Raw genomic sequence first — 17,823 nt, 5'->3', positions numbered from 1 at the left:
GTTATAAACTTGAGAGGGTTAAATTTAACTATTCGCAAAACGGATGCAGGGAATATCTCAATTACAGATTGATTTTAAAAATTAAAGGAATATTTTAAATGTGTTAATAAATGCACTAGTAAATAATATTAATTTTTATTTATGCACTAAAAAACATATAGCTAAATACGATTAAAAAAATCCAGCTTATTTGCTGGATTTTTTTATAATATAATCGATAATATCTTCAATAGAAATAATTCCCTCTACTATTAAATCATTATCCACTACTGGAATTGCAATTATATTATTTTCTCTCAATCTTTTAGCTGCAGAAAGTATAGCCTCATCTTTATGTGCTGTTATTACCTGTTTTGACATTACCCATTCTACCGGGCAAGTATCAAAGTGACCTTCTTCCATCAAAAATCTATATATATCAGCTTTTACTATCATTCCTACCAACTTACCATTTTCATTTATTACAGGTGCTCCATTTATCTTGTGTTCATGCATTATATTTAGTGCTTTACTTAATATATCAGTATCTTTGATTCTAACTATATCAGAACGCATTATATCACCAATCAAATCAATCAACTCCTTTATAAATATTTGTTTAATAGCTATTATTTGAAATATCTATTATTTTTTCTGGATCTTTTCCGCCTTTTAGTATATAGTCTATTGTCCTTGATGCAGATTTTTTTGAAATTTTATTTATTTCAAAATCAACCTGAATATTATTTCTATTCAAAAGACTTGTCAAAAATTTAAGCTGCTTATAGGTAATTATATCAGATCTTACAAGAGAATCACTATTTTGAACTTTATATATAAATTCATGTATTTTAGGAAGATTTAATACATCTTCATAATTATGAAGCATTATAGTATTTTCCAACTTTTCATCATTAGTACTCAAAAACTGCTTGTATAAATCTACGCTGATTCCTCCATCTATCTGATCTTTTCTTTGTATACCTATATACTTTTCCACTGTTTTCAAATTACATCTTTCCATACCCAATTGTTTATAATAAGGCCTGATAAGCCTGTACAGATCTATATGTTTCTTAGGCGGTTCAAAAAATATATTTGCCTTTACCATTCTTTTACAAATAAATGGTTCATCAAAGGCTATTCCATTATAGGAACACCAGTTGTCATACTTTAAAATATCGCTTCCAAAACTATACAGGACTTCCCCTTCATCTTCCAGATTTTCAGCAAAATATTGTTTTATAGAAAATTTATTATAATCTATAAAGTTTCCAAAAGATATAAGAATTATATTATCATTGTTTTTATCAAATCCTGTTGTTTCTATATCAAAATACGCCACATTTTTCATTTTATAAGTATTAAATATTTTTTCAGGAATATTTAATGCTGTATCATATTTTTTAGTAAACATAATTACCTCCAAACTCACTAATAGAAGTAGAATAAATTACAGTTACATTTTTTCCACTACCTGTATACCAAGCAAGTTAAGTGCATTTTTTATTACCTGACATGAAGCTTCCACAAGATGAAGTCTAAAAGTTTTTATATTGTCATCTTCCGTATTAAGTATACTACAAGAGTTATAGAATTTATTAAAAGCTTTTGCAACCTCTATTACATATCTCGTTACAATAAATGGCTCTAATTTATTTATGGCATTTAATACATGCAAATTAAATTCGGAAAGAATTTTTACAAGATTGAATTCTTCAAATGAATTTATATCAGTATACTTCATTTCTCTATCGAAATCTCCTGCTTTTCTTATTATGCTCTTTCCCCTTGCATAGCTGTACTGAACATAAGGCCCTGTTTCACCATCAAAACTCAACATCTCATCCCAGTCAAAAATTATGTCTCTTTCCCTATTGTTTTTTAAATAAGTAAATATTATAGCACCTATTCCTATCTTTTTTGCTATTTCTGTCTTGTTCTCAAGTTGAGGATTTTTTTCTTTTATTATTTTAAGAGTAGTCTCAACAGACCTATCCAATAAATCTTCTAAAAAGATAACATCGCCCTTCCTAGTAGACAATTTCTTATTTGCAAATTTAACCAATCCAAATCCAACGTGTTTACAAGAATCAGCCCAATTTTTTCCCATAAGTTTTAATGTAGTAAATACCTGTTTAAAGTGGAGTGACTGATCCATTCCAACTACATATATACACTTGTCAAAATCATAAGTTTTCTTTCTATATATTGCAGCTGCTAAATCTCTGGTTGCATATATGGTTGCTCCATCTGACTTTCTTATTATACAAGGCGGAATATTATAATCATCCAGCATTACAACTTTAGCACCATTACTTTCTTTTAAAAGTCCACATTTGTCAATTTCTTCTATTACGGAATCCATCTTATCAGTATAAAAACTTTCACCTGCATAAGAATCAAATTCAACTCCTAATTCTTCATAAACTTTGTTGAACTTTTCCAAACTCATGTCTTTAAATTTTTTCCATAGTTCAACTTCCTCTTTATTTCCATCTTCTAATTTTTTGAAATACATTCTTCCCTTGTCTTCAAGAGAAGGATCTTTCTCTGCTTCTTCGTGAAATTTTACATATATCCTCAACAATTCTTTTATAGGATCTTTTTTTAAAGCTTCTTCATCACACCAAAGCTTATATGCACATATTAGTTTTCCAAATTGAGTTCCCCAATCTCCCAAATGATTTATTCTAGTACAATTATAACCTTGAGAACTCATCATTTTATAAAGAGAATTTCCTATGGCAGTACTAAAAAGATGCCCTACATGAAATGGTTTAGCAATATTGGGAGATGAAAATTCTATAACTACATTTTTCCCATTTCCAACAGATGATTTTCCATAACTATCACCTTCGGATAAAATTTTGTTTAAAGTGTCTTTTGCAAAAATACTTTTATCTACAAAGAAATTAAGATAAGGTCCTAAGTTTTCTATTTTTTCAAAATATTTATTATCAATTTTTCCCTTTAGTTCGCTGGCTATTATGTTAGGTGCCTTTTTATATATTTTAGCTAGCTGAAAACAAGGGAATGCATAATCTCCCATGTCAGACTTAGGTGGTATTTCAATAATTCTTTCTATATCCTTCAATTCTAAATTTAAGTTTTCTTTTAATCTCTCTACAATTATTTTTTTATAATCCATATTATTATAACTCAACTCCTGATTTCATAAATTTTACAACAAAAAAGATTCATCTTCTTTATTCAAAGAGACGAATCTTTCGCGGTACCACTCTAATTGATAGCAAGCTATCCACTTTCAACTTTAACGCAGTGAACGACTTACTTTTTATTTGAATACTCAAATATTCTTCATAAGTTCCTAAGAGACTCTCTTTCTCTTTAATATATTGTAGACTTTCACCATTTTCTACTCGCTTAAAATAAGACTTTAAAGATACTCGTTTCTCAATTATAGGCTCAGTTATTACTTATTATATTACCCTAACATATATATTGTCAATACAAAATTACTGTTGTTTAAATTCTGACCATATTCTATCATAAGTTTTAGTTGCACTTCCTACATCTTTAAATCTTTCTGCTCTTTTAAGTTCTTCATCGGGTATATACACTGCTTTATTATTCAAGTATTCTTTAGACATATACTGTTTAGCTGCTTTGTTCGTATTTACATATTCATTTGAAGTTGTTGCTTCATTACTTATTTTACCATTCAGCATAAAGTTTATAAATTTTTCTGCATTTTCCTTATGAGGCGCTTTAACAGGTATTATAAAATTATCTTCCTCAGAATTCATTCCTTCTTCAGGGTAAACTATCTTGAATTTTGGATTGGCTTTAACTGCTGCTGATGCCTGAGAACCATACATATATCCTACACTTACATCTCCATTTATCAAACTGTTATGAGGAGTATCTGCATCAAAAACTTTTACATTTGACTTTAATTTTTTTAATTCTTCACTTGCCTGATTCAATTTTTTAGAATCTGTTTCATTCATAGAATAACCTAATTTTTTAAGTGTCATACCTATTACTATTCTTGGGTCATCTACTAATACAATTGAATCTTTCAATTGTGGATTCCAAAGATCCTTGTATCCCTTTATGTCAATTTTGACTTTTTCAGGATTGTAAACTATCATCTGGGTACCAAGTGTATAAGGTATAGAATATTTATTTTGTTTATCATAATCCTGAGCCAAAAATTGAGGATCTACATTTTTATAATTTGGTATGTTTTTTTTATCTATTGGCTGCATCAAAATTTCTTTTTGTTTTGACATAACTTCAATAATATAATCACTGCATATGACTACATCATATTGAGAACCTTTAGTAGCTTGAAGTTTTGCAAGCATTTCTTCGTTAGTCGAGAAATTACTATAATTTACTTTTATGCCAGTTTGCTTCTCAAATTGTTTTACTACAGAATCAGGAACATAATTTGCCCATGTAAATATATTAACTACTTTGTCACTACTTTGAGTTGATTTTTGTGATCCACATGCTGCAAATGATAAAATTAAAAATACCATTGCTGCACATACACTTAAAGATTTCATTAATTTATTCTTCATAATTTTCCCCCTAAAAATTTATAATCTTCTTTCTTCTATTAATTTTATACTCTGTACCATAATTAAAATTATAAAAGTAATAATTAACATTATGGTACAAAGGGCATTTATCTCTGGTGATAGTCCAAATCTAAGCATTGAAAATATTTTTATTGGAAGAGTAGTACTTGCAGGTCCAGATACGAAAAAATTTATTATTACATCATCAAAAGACAATATAAAGGCAATCATGGCTCCTGCAGCTATTCCCGGCAATATATTTGGAAGTACAATTGTAAAAAACACTTTTAGTCTGTTGGCACCCAAATCCATAGCTGCATCTTCTATGGAAGAGTCAAATCCTGAGATTCTTGCTCTAACTATTATTAATACAAAAGGAATACTGAAAGTAGCATGAGAAAACACAAGTGTTCCTATACCAAAGGGTATGTTGAGTTGTGTAAAATATACAAGGAGTGCAATTCCCATTATTATTTCAGGTATAATTATGGTTATATTTAAAAGTGCTTCTACTATACTCTTTCCTTTAAATTTATACTTATAAAGTCCAAATGCACCTATAGTTCCTACTAAAGATGATATTATGGTACTCATAATTGCAATTGACAAACTATTTTTAAATGCTGTAATTACATCACTATCATTGAATAGACTATGATACCAATCTAAAGTAAATCCAGTCCATAATGCCCCTGTTTTAGCTTGGTTAAAAGAATAAAAAACTATTACAAATATAGGCAAATATAAAAACATAAATACCAGTACAATATATAAATATCGTATTAGCTTATTAATTTTATTGCTCATTAAAAGACCTCCATATCCGTTTTTTTACCAACTAATTTTATACTAATAGTAGTTAAAATTAATGTAACTACTATCATAAAAATAGATATGGCTGCTCCAAAAGGCCAGTCACGAGATACCAAAAATTGATTTCTTATAAGATTTCCTATAAGCATAACTTTACTGCCACCCATAAGATCTGAAATATAAAATAGACCTAATGATGGTATAAATACTAAAATACATCCTGCTAAAACTCCCGGCATAGTAAGAGGAAGCATTATAGTAAAAAACGTTCTAAATTTTCCGGCACCTAAATCCTTAGCTGCATCAATATAACAACTTTCAAGTTTTTCAATTGAATTGTAGATTGGCAGAACCATAAAGGGGAACAAAGTATATATCATTCCTAAAAGTACAGCTCCATAAGTATAAAGCATCTTTAAAGGGTCTTTTATTATATTCAATTTTATTAGTATGTTGTTTATAACACCTTCTGTACTCATTAAATTCATCCATGCATAAGTTCTTATAAGAGAATTGGTCCAAAATGGAATGATTATAAGTATAATAGCCAATGTTCTAAACTTTTTAGGGATTTTAGACACAAAGTATGCGAAAGGATATCCTAAAATCAATGTAAACATCATGGTTATAAATGCTATGGATAAAGAATTGGAAAATACTTTAAAATACAGTGGTGACATAATTCTCTTGTAATTGCTAAATGAAAATACAAAATCTATACCACCATTTACTCCTCTTTGAAGAAAACTTATAAATACAATATATATAATAGGAACTGCCATAAATATAATCATCCATATACTAACAGGCAGTATAAACGTATATTTTTCAAAGCTAATTCTTTTCTTCAACTACAGGTCACCCCTTTAATTAAGACCCCGTCTGATGTATCCCAGAATATCCATGTTTCTGTTCCTACTTCTGGAATTTCAAGATTTTTAGTATAACTCATCACAGATACATTAGTACCATCTTTGAGTTTTAAAATGGTTTTAGTATTTGAACCCAGGTATATATTTTCCACCACTGTAGCTTTCAAATTAAAAAAATCTACAGGACTAAAAGAATATTTTATATTCTCAGGTCTCACTATTATTGAAACATTCTCTCCTTTTTCAAGTAGACTATCCTTTGTAATTATAGTACCATTTATATTGTTTAAATATATTTTATCCTTTTCCATAGATTGTACATTACAATCAAATATATTTGAATCTCCTATAAACCCCGCTACAAATTTGGTTTTAGGCCTTTTATATATGTCTCTTGGTGTTCCAAGCTGTTCTATTTTCCCATCATTCATTACAACTATACTATCTGACATATTAAGAGCTTCTTCTTGATCATGGGTTACATATACAAAAGTTGTTCCAAGTTTTTTTTGGAGTCTTTTAAGTTCAATTTGCATCTGCTTTCTGAGCTTAAAATCAAGAGCTCCAAGAGGCTCATCCAATAGAAGTAAATCAGGACTATTAATAAGCGCCCTTGCAATTGCTACCCTCTGTTTTTGTCCACCACTTAGATTACTTGGCATCCTTTTCTGATAACCTTCAAGTTGTACAAGTTTTAACATATTTTCTACACGTGTTTTTATCTCATCTTTATTAATTTTCTTGATTCTAAGGCCATATGATATATTATTATATACATTCATATGAGGGAAAAGTGCATAATTTTGAAATACAGTATTTACATTTAGTTCATAAGGCTCCTTATCTTCTATATGTTTTCCATTTAAAATTATACTTCCACTTGTAGGTTTCTCAAAACCTGCTATCATACGCAATGTAGTAGTTTTCCCACATCCACTTGGTCCTAGAATTGTTAAAAATTCTCCTCTTTTGATATTTATAGAAATATCTTTTACTACAGTTTGTCCATTGAATTTTTTTACAATATCTGTAAGTTCAAGGATATTATCCAGCATTCCCACCTCCAATAAAATAATAAAAAAACTTCTACCTCCTTATATCAGAGGCAGAAGCTAACTTCTGCGGTCCATTCCACCCTGCTTATAATAAATATTTGCTAATATTTATTTAAATCTAACATAAAATTATAATAGCATATTATATGATAAAATGCAAAATATAACATAATCTATATAGAGTAGGATTTTATATTATTTTTAAATTTATTTTCAACAACTTTAACTTTATTATTGTCAAATAAATATAATCTGTGTATGAGAACTGCTACTTTATCACCTATATTAAGATTATTTTTTGCCAATGATCGTATACCTTTTATTATATTGTCACCTAATTTTACAGTTACTATCCAATTGGATCCACCAAAGGATATATCAGTAACTATACCACTTTCATAGACAGTTCCAGATTTTACTTCATCATCTTTATAAACTTCAACGAACTCCGGTCTTGTAATAGCTTTTGTTCCTTCAGGAATATTCTTGAATGCCTTAAATTGGCCAAATTTTTTAATAGCATTGGACTCACCAATAAATTTAGCTACAAAAACCGTTTTAGGATTATTATATATTTCTACTGATTCTCCTTTTTGCTCAATAGCTCCTGAATTTGTTATTATAATTTCATCAGCTACATCTACTGCTTCTTCTTGATCATGTGTAACAAAAATACTAGTTATCTCCAATTTGTGTATCATATTTTTAAGCCATGTCCTAAGCTCTTTTCTAACTTTTGCATCAATAGCTGCAAAAGGCTCATCCAAAAGAAGCAATTGTGGATTTGGAGCAAGTGCTCTAGCAAAAGCAACTCTCTGCTTTTGTCCTCCAGACAACTGACTGGGATATCTTTTATCAAGGCCTTTAAGTCCTATGAGTTCTATAAGCTGCATAACTCTTTCCCTTTTATATTTTTTATCCACTTTTTTAATAGAGAGTCCAAATTCTATATTTTGATATACTGTCATATTTCTAAAAAGTGCATAATTTTGAAATACAAATCCTATTCCTCTTTTTCCTGGATTTATATTGTTAACCAATTTACCATCAATATAAATCTCTCCACTATCAGCAGTTTCAAGTCCGGCAATCATACGAAGTATTGTAGTTTTTCCACTTCCGCTTGGCCCAAGCAATCCTACCAACTTGCCTTTTTCTATTCCAAAAGATACATCTTTTGATGCTTGATAACTTCCAAAACTTTTATTGAGATTTTTAACTTCAACATACATTTTATATCACCTCTTTTTTCACTTTCCACTCTATAATATTTCTAATAATCAAAATAACAATAGCTATAAATACTAAAATTGATGATACTGCAAATGATGCAGAAAATTGATATTCATTATATAATATTTCCACATGCAATGGCAAAGTATTAGTTTCACCTCTTATATGTCCTGACACTACAGAAACAGCTCCAAATTCTCCTATGGCTCGTGCACTACACAATACTATTCCATATAAAAGTCCCCATTTTATATTAGGTAAAGTTATTCTACTAAATATTGTCCATAAATTTGCACCCATAGAAGCTGCTGCTTCTTCTTCATCAGTTCCTTGAGCAATCATAAGCGGTATTATCTCTCTTGATACAAAAGGAAAAGTTACAAATATCGTAGCTAATATTATACCAGGAAGTGCAAAAATTATATTTATATCATGTTTAAATAGAAAATTATAAAATAACCCCCCTCTACCAAAGGTCAGTACATATATCAATCCAGCTATAACCGGTGAAATTGCAAAAGGAAGATCTATTAGTGTAATTAAAAAATTTCTGCCTTTAAATTTAAACTTTGTTACAGCAAAAGCCATCATAATGCCAAATATAGTATTAAAAAGAACTGCCAGACCCGATGCTACCAAAGTCAGTTTTATAGCCGAAATAGTATCTGCATCTGTAATAGCTGTCATATACGCATCTTTGCCTTTTCTGAATGCTTCCGAAAATATAAGAATCAATGGCATACCAAGCATTATAAACAAAAATGCTATCGTTATTGCAATAAGTATATATTTCACTATATTAAATTTAGTATGATATGATTTTTCCAATTTTTCCACTCTCCTATGCATACTTATTGGCTTTCCATTGAATTAAATTTATAACAAACAACATCAAAAATGAAAAAACAAGCATAACCAGTGCTATAGCTGTAGCTGATGAATAGTCAAACTGTTCAAGTTTTGTCATTATCAAAAGCGGAGCTATTTCAGTTTTCATAGGCTTGTTACCTGCTATAAATACAACAGATCCGTATTCCCCAATTCCTCTTGCAAAAGCAAGGGAGAATCCTGTTAGAAGAGGAGCAATAAGTTGTGGTAATATTACTTTTATAAATATCTGTATTCTAGATGCACCTAAAACAGAAGCTGCTTCCTCTATGCTAACATCCAAATCTTCTAGAACTGGTTGTATTGTACGTACTACAAACGGTATTCCTATAAACACCAATGCTACAGTAATTCCAAAAGTCGAAAATGATCCTTGTATGCCAAATTTAGCTAATATGGAACCAATCCATCCATTTTTTGAGTATAGTGTTGTCAATGAGATACCTGCAACAGCCGTAGGAAGAGCAAAGGGCAAATCTATGCATCCATCTAGAAATCTTTTAAAATGGAACTCATATCTTACTAATACCCAGGCTATAATAAGCCCAAAAGCAGCATTTATAGCAGCTGCTATAAATGCACATCCAAAACTTATTTTATAAGATGCCACTACTCTTGGATCTGTTATAGTTTTAAAAAAACCCTCTATTCCCATCTTGGATGTTTGAATAAATATCGTACTAAGTGGAATTAAAACTATTAAACTCAAATATAAAATGGCCAGTCCCATAGATATATTAAACCCTGGTATAACTCTTGTTTTTTTAACCATTTTTTGTCTCCTCTCCACATTGCCCAATTATTGTTACTTTTTAGGTTGATATATTTGATCAAATGTTCCTCCATCATCAAAATGAGTTTTTTGTGCTTTTGCCCATCCACCAAACATGTCATCTATAGTAAATAAATTAATTTTAGGAAATTTATCTTTATATTTCTCAGAAACCTCTTTATCTCTTGGTCTATAATAGTTCTTAGCTGCTATTTCTTGTCCTTCTTTTGAATAAAGATAGTTCAAATATGCTTCTGCAACTTTTCTTGTGCCTTTTTTATCTACTACTTTGTCTACAACAGCAACTGGTGGTTCAGCAAGTATGCTGACTGATGGAACTACTATGTCAAATTTATCTGCTCCAAGTTCTTTTACAGATAAAAAGGCCTCATTTTCCCAAGCTATAAGTACATCACCTACACCTCTTTCAACAAATGTAGTAGTCGCACCTCTTGCTCCAGAATCCAGTACTGCCACATTTCCATACAATTCTTTAACGAATTCTTTTGCTTTATTTTGATCATTGTTATTTTTCTTCAAAGCATATCCCCACGCTGCAAGATAATTCCATCTGGCACCACCTGATGTTTTAGGATTTGGAGTTACAATTGAAACGCCTTTTTTGGTTAAGTCATCCCAATCCTTTATATGCTTTGGATTACCCTTTCTTACAAGAAACACTATAGTTGACGTATAAGGAGAACTGTTATCCTTGAACTTTTTTTGCCAACCTTGATTAATAAGTCCAGCCTTTTGAATAGCATCTATATCATAGGCAAGAGCTAAAGTTGCAACATCTGCCTGCTGTCCTTCTATTATTGATCTTCCCTGTTTACCTGAACCACCATGTGACTGCTTTATAGTAACATCCTGTCCTGTTTTTCCTTTCCAATACTTTGCAAAAGCTTTATTATAGTTTTCATACAGTTCCCTTGTAGGATCATAAGATACATTTAGAAGTTCAACAGATTTTTTATCTGTTGTTGACTTCTCAGCATTTTTGCTGCCGCATCCTGTAAAAGAAGTTATTACCAGAATACTGATTAATGAGATTAAAATACTAAACTTGAATTTTTTCATAATGAATTCCCCCAATATTTTTTTATTAAAAAAGGCCAAGTAGCACCTAATGCAGAAATTATATAAAATAAAAAATATACTTCCTGTACTAAATGTAACTTGACCTCTAGTTTTTCTAGTCAGTCAGCTAAAAGTATTAATTTATTTCTTTAATGCCCGCCTGTTGTAAATAATCCTTATTTACAAATTTGTCAACATCAACTGATGTAGTAATCAAATTAGATTCTTTCATAAACTCCTGTGTTTTTTTAAGTTCTTCAACATCACTATTTGTCAAATAAGGATTAAAATTATATTTAGGTAAAACCTTAACAAGCTGATCCTGCGGCAAATTTACTTCAGTGCTTATCAATTTGGCTGTTTCATTTAAATTTTGCTTTTCAAATTCTGCTCCTCTTTGTACATCTTTAAGGAATATTTTAACAAGTTCAGGATTTTCTTCAGCAAATTTGTTTCTAATTACATAAATACATATTCCCAGTTTTACGTCTGTACCATCTACCAGTACTTTCCCTGTTCCTTTGTTTTCCATTTGAGTTATAGTAGGTTCCCATACTACTCCTGCATCAATATTTTTATTTGCAATGGCGGAACTTATATCACCATTTGTATCCATATTTATAAGTTGAACATCATCAGTTGTCATATTGTTGTTCTTTAATATAAGGTATAGAAGATGATGAGCATATGATCCCTTTACTACTGCTACTTTTTTGCCTTTCAACTGTTTTGGTGAAGTAATTTTTGAGTCTTTTGATACCATTACAGCAAGTGCCTTAGGGCCTATGGAGCTTGATGCAATTATGCTTGTATCCTGACCAACGGACTTACCTATAAAAGCCGGTGAGTCTCCCATCATTCCAATGTCCTGGCTTCCTGATGCCAGTGATTCATTCTCTGGCGGCCCTGATGCAAATGATGTCCATTTCACTTTTACCCCAACTTTTGCCATATCCTGTTCAATCCATTTTTTCTGCTTTGCTACAAAGATTGGAGCATAATTTGGTATAGGCTGAGTTGCTATTCTAATTTCCTTAACCTTGACACCTTTGACACCAGAAGAGTTATTACTGCTATTATCACTACTGCATCCTACTGCCAAAATAATAGATAATGACATAATTGCTGCTATAATTCTATTTTTATTTTTTAACATTTTATTTTCTCCCTAAATTTTATATTGTATAATTAAAAACCTCTTTTTGATTTGAAAAAAATTCTTTATATATTAATTTTCTTATCTCTGAAAAATCATGACTATTTCTATCTCTTGGTCTTCCAACATCTATAGGAACTATTTTTTTCACCTTTCCAGGTCTCTGGGATATAATTACAATCTTATCACCTAGATATATGGCCTCATCAATATCATGAGTTACAAATATTATTGTAAGGTTCTTTTTATTCCATATTTTAAGACATTCTTCCTGCATCTGAATCCTCGTAAGTGCATCCAGTGCACCAAATGGTTCATCCATCAGAAGAACTTCTGGATCATTGGCCAATGCTCTAGCTATAGAAACTCTTTGTGACATTCCTCCTGAAAGCTGTCCTGGATATGCCTTTTCAAATCCATTTAATCCAACCAGCTCCAGATGCTGTTTTACTATATCCTTCTTTTCATCTCTGGATTTATTTTTCAATCCAAAGGATATATTTTCACTTACAGTAAGCCATGGAAAAAGTCTATGTTCCTGAAAAACAACTCCCCTTTTCAAGCTTGGTTTTAATATTTTTTGCCCATCCATTTCAGCTGTTCCTTCATAATCATTGTCCAATCCTGCAATTATACGAAGAAGTGTACTTTTTCCACATCCACTGCTGCCAATTATACTCACAAATTCGCCCTGTTTTATATCAATATTTATATTTTCAAGTATGGATACTTGCTTTTTATCAATAGTAAATTTTTTATTTAAATCTTTTATAGAAATTCCACTTTCAATTGGCACATTCATCTGCACACTCCTCCTGATTTTTACCATCTTATTAAATTTTTCTGGAGTCTTATAAGTAAAACATCCATTACCTTTCCAATTATTCCTATTATGAGCATTCCAACTATTACAACATCAGTTTGGGAAAGTTGTCTCGCATCAGAAATCATATATCCCACTCCACTTGTAGATGCTATAAGTTCTGCAGCCACTACACACATCCATGCTCCGCTTAATCCAATTCTTATACCTGACATTATAAATGGCAATGCTGATGGTATTACTACTTTTCCTATAAGTTTTTTCTTTGGTATTTCAAGGACACAAGCTACTTCCACCAATTTTTTGTCAACCTGTCGAATTCCTTCAACAACATTCGTAAATATAGGGAAAAATGCACCTAAAAAAATTATATATACCTTTGAATTTTCTCCTATTCCAAACCAAAGTATTGCAAGTGGAATCCATGCAATTGGAGGTATTGGTCTGATAACTTGGATTACAATATTTGTTATTCTATCAAAATGTTTTGACAGACCTACAAATATACCTATTACTATTCCACTTGCAGCAGCAAGCAGAAATCCTTCTATAACTCTAAGAATACTCATGCCTATATTTTTATATAGAGTTCCTGTTTTTATAAGATTTATAAATGAGTTCCATATTCTTTCAGGACCTGGCAACAATATAGGATTTACTATCCCGGTTTTAAATAATATCTGCCAGATAATTATTATAGCTATGGGTAAAACTAGATATTCTCCAATTTTATAAATTTTTTTTATTTTATGCATCAGACACTTCTCCTTTTATCAGCTATGGTATTTATGGCCTCTAATCTTTTAAATTTTTCTTCATTTAATTTTATTTCACCCATAATATATTGCTTCCCGATGTATGTATATTTAGGTTGTCCTAAACGATGATATGGCAAAAGTTCATATTCTACATTTGGTTTGTTCTTTATAAAATCGACAATTTCAGTTATATCTTCGATGGAATCGTTGAATTCAGGAACAATAGGGGTTCTTATCAATTTTAATTTTTCAGGAAATACTTCACATAATTTATTGAAATTATCAAGTATCAATTTATTGTCTACACCTGTATATTTCCTATGCTTTTCTGAATCAATACACTTTATGTCAAATATAATCGTATCCAGGAATTCGCTTCCATGCCTTAAATACTGCCATTTAGTATAGCCGCAGGTTTCTACTGCCGTATTTATCCTTCTCTCTTTTGCCATTTTCAGTAAGCATATTGTAAAATTTGGTTGATTAAAAGGCTCACCACCGCTTATAGTCAATCCGCCACCGGATCTGCTATAGAACATTCTATCTTTTTCTACTATATTCAATATTTCATCTATTGTCATACGCTTTCCATATACTGATAATGATTTTGATGGACATACATCCTGGCATTTATGACATTGTATGCAATGTCCTCTATCTATTAATATTTTGCCATCAAATTTTTTTATAGCCTTGTATTTGCATACGTCAATACACTTTCCACATTGGTTGATGCCTATACATTTATCAGAATTGTATGCAAGTTCAGGATTGTTTTTTTGAGATTCAGGATTGCTGCACCATCTGCATTTAAGTGGACATCCTTTTAAAAAAACCAATGTTCTAATACCGGGACCATCATGTACTGAATAATGCTGTATATTTATAACATAACCTTCATTAAGTTCTTTCATAGAGTCCTCCACAATCTCATAACAATAGTTATAAATTTTCATGCTCAGTTCTGGCTATTATATCATTTTGAAGATCAGGAGAAAGATCTACAAAATATGCACTGTATCCTGCAACTCTTACAAGTAAATTGCTGTATTTCTCCGGTTCTTTCTGTGCATTTACAAGTGTTTCTCTATTTATAATATTGAACTGCAAATGCCATAATTTTAAATCACACCACGTTCTTATAAAAGATATAAGTTTTTGAGTACCTTCTTCGCCTTTGACACAAGACGGACTCAATTTTATATTTAATAGTCTTGATGCCCTTTCCCTGTAATTATAATTTTTTGATTTTACATTTGAAAGAAGTATGGCAGTAGGGCCATTTATGTCTGCTCCTTGTGATGCAGATGAACCATCTGCAAGTGGTGTCCATGCCTTTCTTCCATTTGGAGTTGCACTGACAACTTTTCCAAAAGGAACATGGGATGTAAACGGAACATATCTTAAATCAAGGTGTACTCCAAGTTCTTTGGAATATTTTTTTGTAAATTCGAGTGCCTCCCTGTCAAGCTTTTTGGCAATTGAATCAGTATATGGATCATCATTGCCGTAACTTGGTGCATTAAGCAGAAGCTGTCTTATGACTTCCTTGCCTTCAAAATTTGAATATACTGCATCTATAAGTTCATCCATAGTTATCTTTTTGTCTTCATATACAATCTTTTTAATAGCAGCAAGAGAATCAACAACTGTGCCATAGCCTATAAATTCAAAGTATCCAAGGTCGATTCCGCCTTCTATGTGTGGCTCATGCAGATCTTTTAGATTTTTCATGCACAGATCATGAAGTGCTGAGCCAAGTGGTGTTGCAAAATGTTTCGGCCTTATATTTATTATCGCATGCTGTTGTATGAAAGCATGCTTTAAAAAATTGGTTTGCTGGGCTATATAGGCATTCCAGAATTCTTCCCATATTTCAAAATTTCTTGGATTTCCAGTTTTAAGTCCTATATCCTCATTTCCATAAAGTTTCATTCTTCCATTATAAAGTGTCATCTCAATTGCTGCTGCAAAATTTATATATGCACATGGACTCGTATAGGTATCTCTATTTGGCATTCTGCATTCTGTACACCCTGAAACTGCATAATCATATGCTTCTTCAAAATTTGCTCCTTTAGATACAAGTAATGGAATTACTTCTTCATCATTAATTAATTTAGGGAATCCAGATCCTTCTTTTATGGTTTCGGAAACTTCATATAAATAACGTTCATTTGAACTCGAATGAATTCTCGCTGCAAGATCAGGATAATTTAATGGAAATTCTCGTTTTGATTTTAAAAATAAATATGTCAGCTCGTTTGTAGCATCCAGTCCATCCTTTGTTTGTCCACCAATTGTCACTGCCTCCCAGTGTGCATACCCTTCATTAAAAGCTCCTCCCGTTGGAGATATATACAAGTCTATAAATTGTGCCATAGCAACCCATACACATTCAAGCAACTCCTGTGCCTTCTCATTTGTTATTCTTCCTTCATCTATATCTTTTTTGTAATATGGATATAGATACTGATCCATTCTCCCATTTGAAATTACTGTTCCAGTCTTTTGTTCAATTCTTGAAAACATCTGCGTAAACCACTGAGATTGTACAGCTTCATAAAAATTACGTGCAGGATTTTCAGGCACCCTGGCACATATATCCGCTATCTTAATCAATTCCTGTTTTCTTGCAGTATCTTTTTCAATGGATGCTTTCTCTCTTGCAAGCTCAGAATGTCTTCTTGCCCATATTATAATTGCTTCGCTTATATTTATGACTGCTTTGAGAAATGGAACTTTTTCTGTATTATCTATAGGGCTTAATGGATCAAGTGCTTCCAGTTTTTTCTCTGCAAGACTTTTTATCCCCTTAAAGCCTATCTTCAATACTTTTTCATAATCATGTACCCATTGTATTGAAGATCTGAAAGATGCTGTTTCATTTACTATGAATCTTGATTGCAAAGTATTTTCCGGATTATATGTTAACTTTATTGTCTCTTCTGGAAGGGATTTTGCAAGATCTTCATGAAAAGTTTTCCCCTTCCAATATGGAGCTATATCCTCTATGACAACACTGGCATCTTCTTTGGAAATATCAAAGGGAGATTGTACCCTATCAGGAAGTTCTTTTATTGCAGAATCCAAAAAATCTCCATCCAATTCTGGATATAGAAGTCCATATCTTCCCTCATATCCACCTCTACCTACAATAAGTTGATCATCATCAATATACACAGTTATATTTTCTGCAATATATTTTAATGCCTTTGACCATCTTAAAACAAGAGGTTCACCTTCTGTTTTTTTAAATGATTCCGTAAAATATTTTGCTCTTTCTATATCAATAATTGGTTTCTTTGTTTCAAATCTTTTTAAAATTTTAAATACTCTGTTATTACTGTATAAATTGAATTTTCCATTAATTTCGTCAACTATTCTCTTCTCTTGAGGTGACAAAATCGTATTTGACATATTATTATCTCCCTTCCATTTCAAATATACTTATTATTAATATGGCAATAAGTATATTTGACAAATAAAAAAGCCTCATCTCTATAATATTATACAAATACTATAGAGACGAAGCTCAATCCTCGCGGTTCCACTCTAATTAGACAATAAGTCTCACTTTATTCAGATACATAATAATACCTAATCACTATAACAGGTGAACCTGATGCAGCCTACTATCATTTCGGTACACAACTCAAAAGGGCACTTCATTTAAATTAAATCTAGAAATCTTTCAGCAGATAATTTCCTCTCTTAAAATTTATATTTAAACTACTTTCCTTTTTCAAAGTCTTTAATTATTCGGTCACTGTATTAAATTTATACTTTATATTATACCTCCTTTGGTAGCTTTGTCAATAACTTTTTAATAATATATAAA

16 protein-coding genes and 2 other annotated features are annotated in these 17,823 nt (G+C 31.0%); all 16 genes read right to left on the bottom strand.

Annotated features, from left to right (window positions below; all coding sequences use genetic code 11):
- Nucleotides 1-186: 186 nt before the first annotated feature.
- The 16 genes from KM800_RS08930 to hpsG all read right to left on the bottom strand — a co-directional run bounded on the left by KM800_RS08930 (nt 187) and on the right by hpsG (nt 17,402).
- A complete protein-coding gene (locus KM800_RS08930; protein WP_217812768.1) occupies nt 187-570 on the bottom strand; it encodes a CBS domain-containing protein in 384 nt (127 codons plus the stop codon).
- Nucleotides 571-598: 28 nt separating this feature from the next.
- Nucleotides 599-1,396: a ribonuclease H-like domain-containing protein gene (locus KM800_RS08925; RefSeq protein WP_217812767.1), complete on the bottom strand. Its 798-nt coding sequence runs from the start codon at nt 1,394-1,396 to the stop codon at nt 599-601.
- 42 nt (nt 1,397-1,438) lie between these two features.
- The gene (gene argS / locus KM800_RS08920) at nt 1,439-3,130 is read right to left on the bottom strand and encodes an arginine--tRNA ligase (RefSeq protein ID WP_217812766.1); all 1,692 of its coding nucleotides are present in this window, start codon (nt 3,128-3,130) and stop codon (nt 1,439-1,441) included.
- Nucleotides 3,131-3,193: 63 nt separating this feature from the next.
- Nucleotides 3,194-3,412 (bottom strand) — a binding site (T-box leader).
- Between the two features lie 46 nt (nt 3,413-3,458).
- Complete coding sequence (locus KM800_RS08915) at nt 3,459-4,532, bottom strand: polyamine ABC transporter substrate-binding protein (RefSeq protein ID WP_217812765.1); 1,074 nt, start codon at nt 4,530-4,532, stop codon at nt 3,459-3,461.
- 18 nt (nt 4,533-4,550) lie between these two features.
- Complete coding sequence (locus tag KM800_RS08910; protein WP_217812764.1) at nt 4,551-5,339, bottom strand: ABC transporter permease; 789 nt, start codon at nt 5,337-5,339, stop codon at nt 4,551-4,553.
- Nucleotides 5,339-6,196: an ABC transporter permease gene (locus KM800_RS08905; RefSeq protein WP_217812763.1), complete on the bottom strand. Its 858-nt coding sequence runs from the start codon at nt 6,194-6,196 to the stop codon at nt 5,339-5,341. Before KM800_RS08905 ends, KM800_RS08910 begins: the two co-directional genes overlap by 1 nt.
- Nucleotides 6,193-7,272: an ABC transporter ATP-binding protein gene (locus tag KM800_RS08900; RefSeq protein ID WP_303396674.1), complete on the bottom strand. Its 1,080-nt coding sequence runs from the start codon at nt 7,270-7,272 to the stop codon at nt 6,193-6,195. The genes KM800_RS08905 and KM800_RS08900 overlap by 4 nt, the downstream gene beginning before the upstream one ends.
- Before the next feature lie 173 nt (nt 7,273-7,445).
- Nucleotides 7,446-8,504, bottom strand: a complete 1,059-nt coding sequence (locus tag KM800_RS08895; RefSeq protein WP_217812762.1) for a sulfate/molybdate ABC transporter ATP-binding protein — start codon at nt 8,502-8,504, stop codon at nt 7,446-7,448.
- 1 nt (nt 8,505) lies between these two features.
- The gene (cysW, locus tag KM800_RS08890; RefSeq protein ID WP_217812761.1) at nt 8,506-9,333 is read right to left on the bottom strand and encodes a sulfate ABC transporter permease subunit CysW; all 828 of its coding nucleotides are present in this window, start codon (nt 9,331-9,333) and stop codon (nt 8,506-8,508) included.
- 13 nt (nt 9,334-9,346) lie between these two features.
- A complete protein-coding gene (cysT, locus tag KM800_RS08885; RefSeq protein ID WP_217812760.1) occupies nt 9,347-10,165 on the bottom strand; it encodes a sulfate ABC transporter permease subunit CysT in 819 nt (272 codons plus the stop codon).
- Between the two features lie 33 nt (nt 10,166-10,198).
- The gene (locus KM800_RS08880) at nt 10,199-11,245 is read right to left on the bottom strand and encodes a sulfate ABC transporter substrate-binding protein (protein ID WP_254906510.1); all 1,047 of its coding nucleotides are present in this window, start codon (nt 11,243-11,245) and stop codon (nt 10,199-10,201) included.
- A 136-nt stretch (nt 11,246-11,381) separates the two neighbouring features.
- Nucleotides 11,382-12,401, bottom strand: a complete 1,020-nt coding sequence (locus tag KM800_RS08875; RefSeq protein WP_217812759.1) for an aliphatic sulfonate ABC transporter substrate-binding protein — start codon at nt 12,399-12,401, stop codon at nt 11,382-11,384.
- A gap of 19 nt (nt 12,402-12,420) precedes the next feature.
- Nucleotides 12,421-13,203 carry an ABC transporter ATP-binding protein gene (locus tag KM800_RS08870; RefSeq protein ID WP_217812758.1) on the bottom strand — a complete coding sequence of 261 codons (783 nt, stop codon included), beginning with the start codon at nt 13,201-13,203 and terminating at the stop codon, nt 12,421-12,423.
- Nucleotides 13,204-13,223: 20 nt separating this feature from the next.
- Nucleotides 13,224-13,979, bottom strand: coding sequence for an ABC transporter permease (locus tag KM800_RS08865; protein ID WP_217812757.1), 756 nt, complete (start codon nt 13,977-13,979; stop codon nt 13,224-13,226).
- Nucleotides 13,979-14,896, bottom strand: coding sequence for a (2S)-3-sulfopropanediol dehydratase activating enzyme (hpsH, locus tag KM800_RS08860; protein WP_217812756.1), 918 nt, complete (start codon nt 14,894-14,896; stop codon nt 13,979-13,981). Before hpsH ends, KM800_RS08865 begins: the two co-directional genes overlap by 1 nt.
- A gap of 28 nt (nt 14,897-14,924) precedes the next feature.
- Complete coding sequence (gene hpsG, locus KM800_RS08855) at nt 14,925-17,402, bottom strand: (2S)-3-sulfopropanediol dehydratase (protein ID WP_217812755.1); 2,478 nt, start codon at nt 17,400-17,402, stop codon at nt 14,925-14,927.
- Nucleotides 17,403-17,503: 101 nt separating this feature from the next.
- Nucleotides 17,504-17,740: a binding site (T-box leader), on the bottom strand.
- Nucleotides 17,741-17,823: the final 83 nt, after the last annotated feature.

Source organism: Clostridium tyrobutyricum (genome assembly GCF_019144085.1).
Lineage (GTDB): Bacteria > Bacillota > Clostridia > Clostridiales > Clostridiaceae > Clostridium_B > Clostridium_B tyrobutyricum_A.
This window is presented reverse-complemented; position numbering and strand designations above follow the sequence as displayed.